Below are 12,580 nucleotides of genomic sequence, written 5' to 3' on the forward strand. Positions count from 1 at the left end.
TTTTGCTGTCAGCATCTTGCTGCGTACGGATCAGCGATAGAGGTAGCTGTGGCCCTTCTCGTCAAAGAGATGGCGCTTCTCCGGATCTGCGGCAAACCGCATCGTGTCGCCGGGCCTGCCCTCGTGAATGCCGGGAAGCTTGACGATGATCGGGTCCTCGTCAATGAGCTCGCCCTCGATATAGATGAGCGTGACCTCGCCGAGCGCCTCGATGATCGAGACCTTGCCTTCAAACAGGAAGTCCTCGCCCTCTTCTGCCTCGCGCACATCCTCCGGACGGACGCCGAAGCTGGCGCTCTTGCCCAGATCCCCTTCCGGCGTCTTGACCGGAACTTCGAGGCGCTTGCCGTCCTTGAGTTCGATCTCGGTCGTCTCGCCCGTACGGGTGATCTTGGCCGGCATGATGTTCATGGCCGGCGAGCCGATGAACTGGGCGACGAACAGGTTCGCCGGACGCTCGTAGAGTTCCAGCGGCGGGCCGACCTGCTCGATATAGCCGCCCGAAAGCACCACGATCCGGTCGGCAAGCGTCATCGCCTCCACCTGGTCGTGGGTCACGTAGATCATCGTCGTCTCGGACATCTTGCTGTTGAGCTTGGCGATCTCGATACGGGTCGCGACGCGCAGCGCCGCGTCGAGGTTCGAAAGCGGCTCGTCGAACAGGAACACCTTCGGATCACGGCAGATCGCCCGGCCGATCGCCACGCGCTGGCGCTGGCCGCCGGAAAGCGCCTTGGGCAGGCGATCGAGATAGGGCGTGATCTGCAGCATTTCGGCCGCAGCCCTGACGCGCCGGTCGATCTCTTCCTTGCTTTCCTTGGCGATCCGCATGCCGAAGGCCATGTTGTCATAGACGGACATGTGCGGATAAAGCGCATAGGTCTGGAACACCATGGCGATGCCGCGCTTGGAGGGCGGGATCTGGTTAACGACCTGCCCGTCGATCGAAATTTCGCCGCCGGAGATTTCCTCCAGACCCGCGATCATCCGCAACAGCGTTGACTTGCCGCAGCCGGACGGACCGACAAAGACGACGAACTCGCCGGGATTGATGTCGAGGTCGACGCCGTGAAGCACCTCGACATTGCCGTAGGATTTCTTGACCTTATTGAGGGTAACACCAGTCATCTTTCGCCCCTTTGTCCCTTATGCTCCTTGGCGGGCGAAATAGCCGCCCCAGGCAGGAAGTTGTACCATGGTCCCGTCCTCCTCAGCGGAGAAACCGTGGTCGCCGGTTGAAAACGCGGTCCATGCGCCTTCGGGCAGGCGGACCGTTGCCGGCTCGGCCGACATGTTGAAAACGCAGAGGACCGTTTCGTCCGCAAGCTCGCGGGCAAAGACCAGCACCGCGTCATCGCCGGAGGCGAGGAAACGGATCGCGCCCTTGGCAAGGGCCGGATGGGCCTTGCGGAAAGCGAGGAAGCGGCGGTAGTGCTCGAGAATGGAAGCCGGATTGCCGGCCTGCACATCAACCGCCTTCATCACATGGTCGGCAGAGACCGGAAGCCAGGTCTTGTCCGCCGTCGAGAAGCCGGCATTGGCCGCGCCCGCCTGCCAGACCATCGGCGTGCGGCACCCGTCGCGCCCCTTGAACTCCGGCCAGAACTCGATGCCGTAAGGATCCTGCAGGTCCTCAAAGGCGATATCGGCTTCGGTGAGGCCCAGTTCCTCGCCCTCATAGAGGCAGATCGAGCCCTTCAGCGTCATCAACAGGGCGCCCAGCATCTTGGCATAGGCCGTCTGGTCGGCGACATCCGCGCCCCAGCGGGTGAGATGGCGAACGACATCGTGGTTGGAGAATGCCCAGCAGGCCCAGCCCTCGGGGGCGGCAGCGTCGAAAGCATTGATCGAGTCGATCACGCGCTTCGGCGTCACCTTCTGCGGCGCCAGGAATTCGAAGGCGTAGCACATCTGCATCTTGTCATCGCCGGAGGTATATTCGCCGACGATCTCGAGACCGCGCTGGCTGTCGCCCACCTCGCCGACGGCGGCGATCGCCGGATACTCCTCCATCAGCGCACGAAGGCGCTTCAGGAATGCGAGGTTCTCCGGCCGGCTCTTGTCGTAGAGATGTTCCTGGTAGTTATAGGGATTGACGGCGGGCGCCGTGCTGTCGTTCCTGAGTTCGGGCGCCAGCGCCGGATTGTCGCGCAATTCCTTGTCGCAGAAATAGAAGTTGATCGTATCGAGCCGGAAGCCATCGACGCCGCGCTCCAGCCAGAAACGGGCCGCGTCGAGCAACGCGTCCTGAACGTCCGGATTGTGGAAGTTCAGATCCGGCTGCGAGACCAGGAAATTGTGCATGTAATATTGCAGGCGGCGGCTGTCCCACTGCCAGGCCGATCCGCCGAAGATCGACAGCCAGTTATTGGGCGCAGAGCCATCGGGCTTCGCATCCGCCCAGACATACCAGTCGGCCTTCGGATTGTCGCGGTTCGCGCGGCTTTCCATGAACCAGGGGTGCTGGTCTGACGTGTGGGAGAGCACGAGGTCGATCATGATCTTGAGGCCGAGTTCATGGGCCTTCTCGATCATCTGATCGAAATCGGAAAGCGTGCCGAACATCGGATCGATGTCCTTGTAGTTCGACACGTCATAGCCGAAATCCTTCATCGGCGAGGTGAAGAAGGGCGAGATCCAGATGGCATCGGCGCCGAGCCCGGCGATGTAATCGAGCCGGTCGGCAATGCCGCGGATGTCGCCGACGCCGTCGCCGTCGGAATCCTGGAAGGAACGCGGATAAATCTGATAGATGACGGCGCCGCGCCACCAGTCCTTGTCCGCTTGGTTGATATTGGGTTCGGTCATTGTTTTTCTTTTCTGTATCCTGATGTCACGGTTTTCGCTCGCGGACGGCCATCAGCCGCCCTTGACCGAACCGGCCAGAAGGCCGCGCACGAGATAGCGCTGCAGGGCAAAGAACACGATCAGGGGCACGATGATCGACACGAAGGCCGATGCCGTCAGGATCTCCCAGTTACCGCCCCTGGAACCCAGCAACTCTCTCAATCGCGCCGTCAGCACGATCGTCTGCTCGGAATTGCCGAGGAACACGGTCGCCACCAGAAGGTCGTTCCAGGTCCACAGGAACTGGAAGATCGCGAAGGAGGCGAGCGCCGGATAGGACAAGGGCAGAATGATCTTGTTGAAGATGGTGAAATCGTTCGCGCCATCGACGCGCGCCGATTCCATCAGTTCGCGCGGCAGGCCGGCGATGTAGTTGCGCAACAGGTAGATCGCCAGAGGCAGACCGAAGCCCATATGCGCGAGCCATATGCCGACATAGGTCTTGGCCGGAACATCGAATGTCTGCCCGATGTAATTATACATCTTCAGAAGCGGGATCAGCGACATCTGCAGCGGCACGACGAGCAGGCCGACGACGATAGCCAGAAGCAGGTTGCGGAAGGGAAATTTCATCCACGAGAGCGCATAGGCCGCATAGGCCGCCACCAGCACCGGAATGATGGTCGAGGGGATGGCAACCGTCAGCGAGTTCAGGAAGGACTGGCCGATGCCCTCCGCCGTCAGCACGTTGCGATAGTTTTCAAGCGTGAAGCGCGGCGGGATCTCGGCGGTAACGAAAATCCGCTCGCCGCGCCTGCCGAAGGGTTCCGGCGAGGTCAGGCGATAGTCGCCGTTTTCCTCGACGGTGAGCTGCATCCCGTCATCGAGGTCGACGGTCTGGCCGACCTCGAATTCTTCCGGACGAAGCGAGGACGTGCCGAAGCGCGAAACCTTGCCGGAGCTGCCTTCCAGCGCATTGCCGACATTGATGTAGAGGCCGCCCTCTTCCGTCTGCCCGGCTTCGCCCGGCGTGCGGTAGATCAGGTTCTGCGTCGAGGTTGCAAGCGAGGTCCACCAGCCGGAGGCAACGATCTGGTCCTTGTCGCGCAGCGACGTGACCAGCAGCCCGAAGGTCGGGATGGTCCACAGCACCACGAGAACAAGGACGGTGATATGCGAGAACCAGACAAGCGGTGATTTCTTGTGCGAATACATTTACCTGCCCTCCATCTCTTTGCGCGCGTTGCGGATGTTCCAGATCATGATCGGGATAACCAGGACCATGATGACGATGGCGATCGTGGCGCCACGGCCGAAATCGCCGCCGCCGCGGAACATCCAGTCGAACATGAGATTGGCGAGCACTTGCGTATCCCATTGCCCGTTGGTCATCGCGAGAACGATATCGAAGATCTTCAGGACAATGATGGTGATCGTGGTCCAGACGACCGCGATGGTGTTGTAGATCTGCGGGATCATGATCTTGAAGAATATCTGCACCCCGTTGGCGCCGTCGATGACGGCGGCTTCGATGGTTTCCTCCGGGATGCCGCGCAAGGCTGCGGACAGGAGCACCATGGCAAAGCCGGTCTGGATCCACAAAAGGATGACCATCAGGAAGAAATTGTTCCAGAAGGGCATGGCGATCCACACATGCGGCTCGCCGCCCATGGCGACGACAATCGCGTTCAGGATGCCGATCTGGTCGCTGCCTTCGCCGCGGTAATCATAGACGAATTTCCAGATGACCGAGGCGCCGACGAAGGAGATCGCCATCGGCATGAAGATCATCATCTTGGCAAAGGAGCCCCACCAGATGCGGTCCGTCAGCCATGCGATGATCAGGCCGAAAAAGGTCGACAGCGCCGGCACGAAGATCAGCCAGAGCATGTTGTTGAACATCGACTGGCGGAATTCGGAATCCCCGAACATCCAGCGGTAATTGGCGAGACCGACGAAATTATCGCCGGTCGGCCCCCTGAAGGAAATCCAGGCAGAGGCAACGACAGGATAGACAAGGTAGATGCCAAGCGACAAAAGCGCCGGACCGAGAAACAGCCAGGGCCTTATCATGCCCGAGATGCGCAGATTGCGCGCGCCGTCGGCCGGGTCCTTCGTCTGCGAAGGGAAAATCAGGTCGAGTATCTTGTTGGACCCGTAGAAATAGAGCACCGCCGCAGCGACGCCGATGACCACAGCCAACAAGGCTTTTAAAATCTGTTCCACGCCGTTTGTCTCCCTAGAACGGATATGAAACTGAGTTCGCCGGACCGTTCTGTTCTTGTCTTCTCAGCTTTTCGACGCCCGCCGGAGGCGAGCCGAACCCAGCCGCAAGACGCGCAGGTTTCTGTCCATGCGTGTCTTCGGAACAGTGCGCTACCGCGCTATCTCATTTTCGAGGAGTAGCGCACCGGGCCGATCTCGGCCCGGTGCAGTATGACAAAACACAACCGGTTTGACGACCGTTACTTCAGCGTATCCCAGGAGTTCTGGATTTCGGTCGCCGCCTCTTCCGCCGACTGGCCGCCGACATAGTCGATCATGCCGGTCCAGAACGCGCCTGCGCCGATCTTGCCGGGCATCAGGTCGGAACCGTCGAAGCGGAAGGTGGTGGCTTCGGTCAGGATCTGGCCTTCGCCGCGCAGCGTGTCATTGGCGTAAGCTTCCGGGTTGACGTCCTTGAAAGGCGTCAGGAAGCCGGACTGGGCCATCCAGACCTCATGCGCGATCGGCGTTTCGAGAAACTCGATGAAGGCCTCGGCGGCAGGGCTGTCGTTGGTAATGCCGAACAGCGTGCCGGCGCCGAGAACGGGCCTGCCGAGGTCTTCGCCTTCATAAGCCGGGAAGTAGAAGAAGTCGGCATCAAGGCCAAGCTCGGTGCCTTCCGGGAAGAAGGACGGGATGAACGAGGCCATCTTGTGCATGTAGCACTTCGGCGGGCTGTCGAAGAGACCCTTCGGGCTGTCGCGGAAGTCGGTCGCAGCAACGGCCGCAGCGCCGCCGTCAACGAACTTGTCGTTCTTGGCGAACCAGCCGAACTCGTCGATCGCGTTGACGACGCGCGGATCGTTGAACGGAATTTCGTTCGAGACCCACTGGTCATAGACTTCCGGCGGCTGCGTGCGCAGCATCATGTCCTCGACCCAGTCGGTGGCCGGCCAGCCGGTCGCGCCGCCGGAGCCCAGACCGATGCACCAGGGCGTGCCGCCGTCGGCGACGATCTGCTCGGTCAGCGCCTTCAGGTCTTCCATGGTCTCCGGAACATCATAGCCGGCATCGTCGAAATTGTCCGGAACGTACCAGACAAGCGACTTCAGGTCGGCCTTGTACGGGAAAACATAGAGGCCGGGCTCGCCGTCGGGGCCATCATAGGTCGAAAGATCGACCCAGGACTGACCGGCGGCATATTTTTCCGACAGGAATTCGCCGGCTGCAGCGGGCAGCTCCGTCAGAAAGCCCTTGGCCGCGAGGTCGGCGGCGAGGCCGGGCTGCGGGAAGACGGCGATATTGGCCGGGCTGCCGGCCTGGGTGTCGATGACGATCTGCTGCTCGAAGGAGTCGGAGCCGGAATATTCGACGTTGGCGCCGGTTGCCTCTTCGAAATAGGCAAGAACGCTCTCGATCAGATCCTTGTCGGGGCCGAGCCAGGGGCCAAAGATCGTCAGCGTCTGTCCGCTCAGATCATGGGAATCGGAGAACTGGGTAAAGCTGTCCCAGTTGAAGCGGGAATCCTCGCCGGGGGCGAATTTCAGATCGGCAGCCTGGGCCGCGCCGGCGACGAGGGCGAGCGAGGCTACGCCCGTCAACAGAACTTTATGCATGTGATTTACCTCCCATCACATTCAACCCTCTCAAGGGTTTCGGTTGTCAGACAACACTTTATCCAAAGCGCTTTGACATCTCCAGAGAATTCTCGTGTGACGGGTCTGAGTCAACCCCTTTCCGTAAATCAGGTCCGAATTTTGGCGTTTTTTCGCGCCTAATGGCATTTTTCTGTCAAACCATCGCGAAAAAGACTTCCCTTCGGAGGGCAAGGCTTGATAAAAAAGCCAAACCGCTTTGGAAACGGCCAAAGAGGTCCTTGCACGCTATGCGCGACGGCGCACAAGCGAGCCGTACGGATTTCCGCGGAACCATCCTTGCAGGTAAACGTTTTGGAGCGCACTAGGTTTCACAATTTTTTTTGTGTTACGTGCCTCCGGGGAGGAAACGGGAGTGAACCTGAAACAATTGTCGGCGCGGCTCGGCCTTTCGCCGACGACTGTCAGCCGGGCCCTGAACGGATATCCCGAGGTAAACGCCGCGACCCGTGAGCGCGTGCTGAAGGCGGCGCGCGAGACCGGCTACCGGCCGAACCGCACCGCCCAGCGCCTGGCCACCGGCAAGGCCGGGTCCATCGGCCTTTTGATGCCGATCGGCGACCAGGTGATCTCCGATCTGCATTTCGGCGAGTTCCTGAGCGGGCTGGGCGAGAAGGCCCAAGCCGAGGACTTCCACCTGGTGGTCATGCCGTCCGACCCCGCCGACGAGGTCTCCGCGCTTCGAAGCCTGGCAACCAGCGGCTATGTCGACGGGCTATGCCTTGCCTATATTCGCGAGCAGGACAGCAAGATCGACCTGATGGAATCCTTCGGCCTGCCCTTCATCGTTCACGGCCGCTTCTTCGATCCGCCACACCCCTATCCCTCGCTCGACGTCGACAATGAGGCGGCCTTCTACGACGCCACCCGACTTCTGCTGCAGCTCGGCCATCGCCGCATCGGCCTTATCAACGGCGATGAGAAGTTCGGCTTCGCCATCCGCCGGCGCGACGGCGTCATCAAGGCGCTGGCGGAAGCGGGTCTCAGCCTCGATGAACGTTTCCACGTCTCCGCCCAGATGACAGAGGCCGACGGACAGCGCGCGGCCGAACGCTTTCTCTCCGGCGAAGACACCCCAACGGCGATGCTCTGCTCCAGCATGGTGCAGGCGCTCGGCATCGTCCGCGCCGTTTCGCAGGCGGGTCTTCAACTCGGAAAGGACGTCTCGTTGATTTCCTATGACGACGTTCTGCCTCTGCTGCGGCCCGAACTCTTCTCCGTGCCGCTGACCACCACCCGCTCGTCGCTGCGCACGGCGGGAAAACGCGTCGCCGAGCGGCTGATCCACCGCGTCAACGGGCTAGAGAAGGACGATGTCCAGGAATTGTGGCGCCCGGAACTGGTCGTCCGCGCCTCCACCGGACGGGCGCCGGACTGAAGGGCAGCATAGCACCTTGGCAGATAGGCAGGGCCGAACGGGCACCCTTCGCGGAAACGGCATTGTGAAATGATCCGGCGACCGGGGCGATGTCTTGCGCACCGCTGCAAATCAGCATCGCCCACCACAAGCAGCAGGACGCAACCAGGTCTTCAGAGCGAATCACGTTCCACGGAAATGCAAATCCGTTCTATCTATTTGTTATAACGTGCTTTAGCGGACATCGGCCGATTCCATCCGTCATCCGCGAAATGCTCGAAAAACATGCAGGGTTACGGGCAAAAATGCCGACGCAGACGCGCAACACAAGATAACGTGCGACGTCCATCTTGCCGTTCCGACCACCGTTTTTTTTCGGCAATCCCGGTTATCAGAATTGCCGAATCCAGCCGCTCAGTGCGGAAAAGCCTTCGGGATTGATGGCGTAGAACCGTTTCGTGCCGACCGGCGTCACGCGCACGAGCTTGCTGTCAAGCAAAGCCTTGAGGTGTTGGGAGACAGCCGGACGGCTGATCGGTAACCCTTCCGAAAGCTCGGTCACCGTTTTCGGCTCACGCCTTAATGCCATCAGGAGATGGCGGCGATTGGGGTCGGCAATAGCGACAAAAGGGTCTGAGGTGCTCATGTCGACATATTACGTTAAAGTTATCCGTGCGACAAGTACTCCATACGTTCAAAAGTAGTCTTCAAAATCTTTCTTGATCAAAATAGTCAACAATTGAACGTTGCCCTGTTTTCCCGCCATTTGAACTTGCAAGACTTGCAGATTGCAGTTCGACATCCGCACTATTACTTTGCATGGAAAGATCGTCAGCCGCCGTTGGCGCGATCGAACCCGGGCGGGCGCCCTTCATCGGCCCATCGGGAGCCGTCGCGTTGATTCGCGCCGCCGTCGGGCGGAACAGCACCCGGAAATCGCTTTCCTCGCTATAGGCGACTTCGGTCGTCTCGCCCATTTCCGCAAGCTTGCGCGCAAGCTCGCTTTGTGCCGCCTTGCGCGGGTTCCGCGCAGGCTCGGGAACAGCGGCGCGCGCCCGGCCGGCGGCCTGGAGCTGTTCCGGCGTAATCGTCGCGCCCTGGTCTAGCCCCGCATAGGCAAGACGCGGACTGGGCACAGGAACCTCGCCGTCAAACAGACCGAAACGGTCTTGCTCGAATTCTCCGCCGCCGAGCGAGGCAACCTCGACCGGGGCTTGCTCGACGGGCGACGCTGCCTCGGCGACCAGTACGTCGGACACCGACATGCCTTGTTGCTCGCCAAGCGAGGCCGGCCGTGACTGCGGGACCGGAATATTGGCCGCAATCGCCAGAGCGGGTTCGGCCTCGGGCGGGTTGGGGTCGACCAGCGCCGTGGCGAGCGGCGTGCCGAGATCCGCGTTGTCGGCGCCGGGACGGGAAAGCGGCAGTGGTATATCGAGATTGTCGAAACTGACGGCTGCCGTCAGGATATCGACGGGACGCTGCTGGGGCGCGGACGGCTGCGGCGCGCTCTGGCGCGAAGGCGTTGCCGTGCGCTGTCGCTGGCTGCTTCCCGCATCATCGTCATTGCCGGAATTGTTGCGGTTGAACAGCATTGAAAGCAGGTTCGGACGTTCGTCCTCGTCACCGTCATCATTGCTGGCGACGCGCACGGGTTCAGACCCGGAAACACTGCCCTTGGACTTGTATTCAGCCAGCGCGTCCTGATAGCCGGGAAGCGGCTTGCCGTCGGAGGGCAGATGCAGCGTATGACCTTCAGGAAAGAGCGCCACAAGCTGGCTGCGGCTCATGCGCGGCCAGGCGCGAACGCTTGCCACATCGAGATGGACGAAAGGCGAACCGGAGCTCGGATAATAGCCGACGCCGCCGCGCTGCAGCTTCATCGCCGTCGCCCGCAGCTTGGCGAGCGGCACGCCGGGGATGAAGAAATCCATCGCATTGCCGAGCATGTGCTGCGATTTCTTGGCGACGCCGGACGAATTCTTGCGCAGCATGGCGTTGGTCTCGGGCGAGCGATAGGCGGATACGACGTTGATATAATCGGTCGCGCCCACCTGCTGGTAGACCTCCCAGACCAGGTCGAACAATTTCGGGTTCATATTGGTCGGTTCCTTGCGCCGCCAGTCGCGCAGGAACCAGTTGAGCTGCTCGAGTCCCTTCTTGTCATAGCGCCCGTTGCGCTTGAAGGTGATCTCTGCCTTTTCGCCGGTATGGATGAAGTAGATTTTCAGAGTCCGAGTTTCGGCCTGTGCCTCCGACACGCCGAAAACGCAGAACATGGCCGCAAGCAAGGCCAGAACGGCAATTGTCCGTTGCAGGAATATGCTTGATGAACGGTCACTCAAACCGGACTCTCCCTGGGTACTCTGAATGTCTTGGTCGGTGCCCCGCGCTGTCCGTGCCCTTTCAGGTTTGTGGACGGTGACCGTTTTGAAGGTCCAATGCGGCGCAAACGAGGCAATTTTCCCGCCTTACGTTCAACTTGCCATTTTATAGGCAACATTTGGTTAAATTCCTAGGGCCATACATAACCGCTTAGCCTTTCCCAAGCGTTAAGTCTTTGCCGCAAATCAACAACGGCGGGCAAGAGTGCCAGACGGGATACCGGGCAATGGACCGGCATATTTTGACCTCTGCCGATTGCGGGGCCGGCAGGCGACACATATGTTGAGGCCCCGCGCCCCTGAGGCGGCGACCGAATAACAACAGGAAAGACAGACCCATGTTCAACGCTTCATTTCCGCGCAATCCGGCCGGCGGCCCGGCCCAGGCGACGAAATCCGGCGACGAGGCCCTGGGCCGCCTGCCCGAATGGGATCTCACCCATCTTTATCCCGGCGCCTCCTCGCCCGAGTTCAACAATGCCTTTGATGAAGCGGCAAAGAAGGCGCGGTCGTTTTCGGCCCGGTGGAAAGGCAAACTCGAGGAAGCCGCCGGCAAGACCGGCGATGACGGGCTCGGCGCGGCCATCGAGACCTATGAGGCGCTTGGCGACACGCTCGGGCGGCTCGGCTCGTTTGCCGGCCTCTCCTATTATGCCAATGCCGCCGACCCGGCGCTGCGCAAGCTCTACGGCGACACCTCGGCGCGGATCACCGAAATCTACGCCGACCTCCTGTTCTTCGAACTGGAGCTGAACCGGCTGGATGAGGAAACGATCAACAAGGCGCTCGAGGCTGACGCCCGCTTCGCCCATTACCATCCCTGGGTGCTCGATCTGAGGCTGGAAAAGCCGCATCAGCTGGATGACCGGATCGAACAATTGTTCATGGAGAAATCGACGACCGGCGGCCAGGCTTTCAACCGCCTGTTCGACCAGACCATGGATCGCATGCGTTTTACCGTCGACGGTGAGGAACTGCCGCTGGAAAAGACGCTCAATCTCCTGAGCGATGCGAAGGAGCCCGTCCGTCGCAAGGCCGCGGAGGCGCTGGCTGCGACCTTCAAGGACAATCTGCCGACCTTCTCGCTGATCATGAACACGGTGGCGAAAGATACCGAGATTAACAGCCGCTGGCATGCCTTCGAGGATATCGCCGACAGCCGTCATCTCTCCAACCGGGTGGAGCGCGAGGTTGTCGATGCGCTGACCGAGGCGGTGCGCGAGGCCTATCCGCGCCTGTCCCATCGCTATTACGCGATGAAGGCAAAATGGCTCGGCATGGAGCAGATGAACTACTGGGACCGCAACGCGCCCCTGCCCGATGCCGCCGAACGCGTCATTCCCTGGGACGAGGCCCGTGACACGGTGCTTTCGGCCTATGGCGCGTTTTCGCCGGAGATGGCCGATATTGCGCGGCGCTTCTTCGACGAACAGTGGATCGACGCGCCGATCCGCTCGGGAAAACGCACAGGCGCGTTTGCTCATCCGACCGTGCCCTCCGCCCATCCTTACGTACTGGTCAATTACCTCGGCAAGCCGCGCGACGTGATGACGCTTGCCCATGAACTCGGCCACGGCGTGCATCAGGTTCTGGCGGCAAAACAGGGCGCGCTGATGTGCTCGACCCCGCTGACGCTCGCCGAGACCGCGTCCGTCTTCGGCGAGATGCTGACCTTCCGCGCGCTGCTTTCCCAGACGACCGACAAGGCGAAGCGGAAGGCGATGCTCGCCCAGAAGGTCGAGGACATGATCAACACGGTCGTACGCCAGATCGCCTTCTACCAGTTCGAACGCAAGGTCCACACGGCCCGCCGCGAAGGCGAACTGACGGAAGACCAGATCAACGAGATGTGGATGTCGGTGCAGGCCGAAAGCCTCGGACCGGCGATCAAGCTTGCCGATGGCTATGAAACCTATTGGAGCTATGTCCCTCACTTCATCCATTCGCCGTTCTACGTCTATGCCTATGCCTTTGGCGATTGCCTGGTGAACTCGCTCTATGCGGTTTACCAGAATGCCGAGAGCGGCTTTCAGGACAAGTATTTCGAGATGCTGACCGCCGGCGGAACGAAGCACCATTCCGAACTGCTGAAGCCCTTCGGCCTTGATGCCTCGGATCCCGCCTTCTGGAGCAAGGGGCTTTCGATGATCGAGGGCCTGATCGACGAACTCGAAGCGCTCGACAAGGAATAG

The 12,580-nt window shown here is 60.7% G+C and carries 9 protein-coding genes; 2 read left to right on the forward strand and 7 right to left on the reverse strand.

Translation table 11 applies throughout. The features are described from left to right. Nucleotides 1-30: 30 nt before the first annotated feature. From GGR30_RS11535 to GGR30_RS11555, 5 genes are all read right to left on the reverse strand, one after another. Nucleotides 31-1,128 carry an ABC transporter ATP-binding protein gene (locus GGR30_RS11535; protein WP_183486396.1) on the reverse strand — a complete coding sequence of 366 codons (1,098 nt, stop codon included), beginning with the start codon at nucleotides 1,126-1,128 and terminating at the stop codon, nucleotides 31-33. 18 nt (nucleotides 1,129-1,146) lie between these two features. After that, entirely contained in the window at nucleotides 1,147-2,808 is a 1,662-nt protein-coding gene (gene bglA / locus GGR30_RS11540) for a beta-galactosidase BglA (protein ID WP_183486398.1), read from the reverse strand. Nucleotides 2,809-2,859: 51 nt separating this feature from the next. Beyond that, complete coding sequence (locus tag GGR30_RS11545; RefSeq protein ID WP_183486400.1) at nucleotides 2,860-4,002, reverse strand: carbohydrate ABC transporter permease; 1,143 nt, start codon at nucleotides 4,000-4,002, stop codon at nucleotides 2,860-2,862. Further along, nucleotides 4,003-5,013 carry an ABC transporter permease subunit gene (locus tag GGR30_RS11550; protein ID WP_183486402.1) on the reverse strand — a complete coding sequence of 337 codons (1,011 nt, stop codon included), beginning with the start codon at nucleotides 5,011-5,013 and terminating at the stop codon, nucleotides 4,003-4,005. Nucleotides 5,014-5,252: 239 nt separating this feature from the next. Beyond that, a complete protein-coding gene (locus tag GGR30_RS11555; RefSeq protein WP_183486404.1) occupies nucleotides 5,253-6,608 on the reverse strand; it encodes an ABC transporter substrate-binding protein in 1,356 nt (451 codons plus the stop codon). A 394-nt stretch (nucleotides 6,609-7,002) separates the two neighbouring features. Here GGR30_RS11555 and GGR30_RS11560 point away from each other — a divergent pair, with 394 nt between their 5' ends. After that, nucleotides 7,003-8,025 carry a substrate-binding domain-containing protein gene (locus tag GGR30_RS11560; RefSeq protein ID WP_183486406.1) on the forward strand — a complete coding sequence of 341 codons (1,023 nt, stop codon included), beginning with the start codon at nucleotides 7,003-7,005 and terminating at the stop codon, nucleotides 8,023-8,025. A 370-nt stretch (nucleotides 8,026-8,395) separates the two neighbouring features. Here GGR30_RS11560 and GGR30_RS11565 read toward each other — a convergent pair whose 3' ends face one another. Both GGR30_RS11565 and GGR30_RS11570 read right to left on the reverse strand, forming a co-directional pair. Further along, on the reverse strand, nucleotides 8,396-8,650 hold the full coding sequence (locus GGR30_RS11565) for an ArsR/SmtB family transcription factor (RefSeq protein ID WP_183486408.1): 255 nt from the start codon (nucleotides 8,648-8,650) through the stop codon (nucleotides 8,396-8,398). Between the two features lie 61 nt (nucleotides 8,651-8,711). Continuing rightward, the gene (locus GGR30_RS11570) at nucleotides 8,712-10,349 is read right to left on the reverse strand and encodes a peptidoglycan L,D-endopeptidase MepK (RefSeq protein ID WP_246413777.1); all 1,638 of its coding nucleotides are present in this window, start codon (nucleotides 10,347-10,349) and stop codon (nucleotides 8,712-8,714) included. Nucleotides 10,350-10,726: 377 nt separating this feature from the next. Here GGR30_RS11570 and GGR30_RS11575 point away from each other — a divergent pair, with 377 nt between their 5' ends. Further along, nucleotides 10,727-12,580 (forward strand): M3 family oligoendopeptidase, encoded by a 1,854-nt coding sequence (locus GGR30_RS11575; RefSeq protein ID WP_183486410.1) that lies wholly within the window; start codon nucleotides 10,727-10,729, stop codon nucleotides 12,578-12,580.

It is taken from the genome of Martelella radicis, assembly GCF_014196625.1.
Classification (GTDB): domain Bacteria; phylum Pseudomonadota; class Alphaproteobacteria; order Rhizobiales; family Rhizobiaceae; genus Martelella; species Martelella radicis.